This window comes from Chromobacterium sp. LK1 (genome assembly GCF_001043555.1).
Lineage (GTDB): Bacteria > Pseudomonadota > Gammaproteobacteria > Burkholderiales > Chromobacteriaceae > Chromobacterium > Chromobacterium aquaticum.
In genome coordinates, this window is record NZ_LDUI01000064.1 from 1 (window position 1) to 1,920 (window position 1,920).

The following is a 1,920-nucleotide window of genomic DNA, read 5'->3' on the forward strand; positions in this document are numbered from 1 at the left end:
TGATCCACGGCGAAACCGGCACCGGCAAGGAGCTGTTCGCCCGCTTGCTGCACCAGGAAGGGCCGCGCGCCGAGCGCCCCTTCGTGGTGCTCAATTGCGCGGCGCTGCCGGAGCCGCTGTTTGAAAGCACCTTGTTCGGCACCGTGCGCGGCGCCTTCACCGGAGCGGAGGACCGGCGCGGGGTGCTGGAATCCGCTCATGGCGGCACCTTGTTCCTGGACGAGATCAATTCACTGCCGCTCTCCATCCAGGGCAAGCTGCTGCGCGCCTTGCAGGAGGGCACGTTCAGCCGGGTGGGCTCTGGCGCGGAGGTGCGCGTGGATGTGCGAGTGGTGGCTGCCAGCAACGAGTCGCCGCAGCGGATGCTGGACGAGCGCAAGATCCGGCCGGACCTTTTGTACCGGCTTAACGTGGGCTGCCTGGCGGTGCCGCCGCTGCGCGAGCGGTTGCGGGACATCCCGCTGCTGGCGCAATCCTTTTTACGCAAGCACGGTAAGGTCACTGGCCACCGAGTGCAGCGCATCAGTCACGCGGTGATGGAGCGCATGCTGCGCTATCACTGGCCGGGCAATGTGCGCATGCTGGAAAACGTGCTGTTGCGCAGCCTTATCCTGTGCGAGGGCGGGGACGAACTGGACTTCCTGCTGTTGGAGGAGGAGGGCGAGGCGGTGGAGCGGCGCGCGGAAGAGCGTCGGCCGCCGGCCCCGCCGCCGCCGGACGCCGAGGGCACGCTGGAGCAGCGGATGGCGCGCTATGAGCGCCGGCTGCTGGTGGACTGCCTGGAGGGCTGCGCCAATCTGACCGAGGCGGCGCGCCGGCTGGGCCTGCCGCGCGCCACCTTGCAGTACAAGTTGAAGAAACACGGGATACAGCTGGCGCGCACGGTGTTGGGGTGAGCGGGGCGGGGCATGGCGTCCCTCGCAGCTGAGTAGCGGGTAGAGAGCGAGATCGCTTGGCTGTCGATCAAATAACCCCAGGGTTATTGACGGGCCCGTCGTAGAAGCTAGAATAAGCTCTGGCCGATAGTCTGCTCAAATGTCTTGCGTGCAAGAGCGCGACAAGGTGAAAACAAAAGCAGAATGTAGAAATGCTACATGAGCATTCTGAAGCTGTTCTCACCGTACTGTGTTTACGAGGCGCAGCAGATCGTAAACAGACTCTAAGCGTAGGGGCGACGCCGTGACCAGCAAAGAAGTCATCAGCATGATAGAGGCCGACGGCTGGTATCTGGTTGCCGCCAAGGGAAGCCATCAACAGTTCAAACACCCGATCAAGACCGGCCGGGTGACGGTGCCTCACCCCAAGAAGGACATACCGATAGGCACACTGAACAGCATCAAGAAACAAGCGGGTCTCAAGTAAGGAACCATTATGTACTACCCGATTGCAGTTGAACCCGGTGACGACCAACATGCCTATGGCGTCATCGTGCCGGATCTGCCTGGCTGCTTCTCCGCCGGAGACACCCTGGATGAGGCCATCCGTAACGCCCGCGAAGCCATCGAACTGCATCTGGAAGGGCTGGTGGAAGACCTGGACGTTATCCCTTTGGCCAGCAGCGCGCAGGCTCATGTCGGTAAATCCGAGTTTGCCGGCCATATCTGGGCGCTGGTGGATGTGGACATCACTCGCTATCTGGGTAAAGCGACCAAGATCAATGTCACGTTGCCGGCTAACCTTCTGCACCGTATCGATGAATATGTCGCTTCCCACCCGGAATATGATAGCCGCAGCGGTTTCCTGGCCAAGACCGCGCTAGAAAAGCTGTTGTGTCGGCCGTAAAAGTGGTTAATTTTGCTGTTTGACCATGGATGTGCCGCGTCGCACTCAGCCTCTTAAGAACCCGTTTACGATCTGCTGCGCGTCGTGAGGCGTTGCATGGTGAGGACGAGCTCAAAATGCTCATGTACCACTTGTACA

General features: G+C 61.1%; 3 protein-coding genes. All 3 read left to right on the forward strand.

Features of this window, described 5'->3' with window-relative positions; genetic code table 11:
- A partial coding sequence (locus tag VI26_RS22340) for a sigma 54-interacting transcriptional regulator (protein WP_048411960.1) occupies positions 1-896 on the forward strand: 896 nt, incomplete at its 5' end.
- Positions 897-1,179: 283 nt separating this feature from the next.
- Positions 1,180-1,362 (forward strand): type II toxin-antitoxin system HicA family toxin, encoded by a 183-nt coding sequence (locus VI26_RS22345; RefSeq protein WP_043634155.1) that lies wholly within the window; start codon positions 1,180-1,182, stop codon positions 1,360-1,362.
- 9 nt (positions 1,363-1,371) lie between these two features.
- The gene (locus VI26_RS22350) at positions 1,372-1,782 is read left to right on the forward strand and encodes a type II toxin-antitoxin system HicB family antitoxin (RefSeq protein WP_043634152.1); all 411 of its coding nucleotides are present in this window, start codon (positions 1,372-1,374) and stop codon (positions 1,780-1,782) included.
- Positions 1,783-1,920 lie beyond the last annotated feature (138 nt).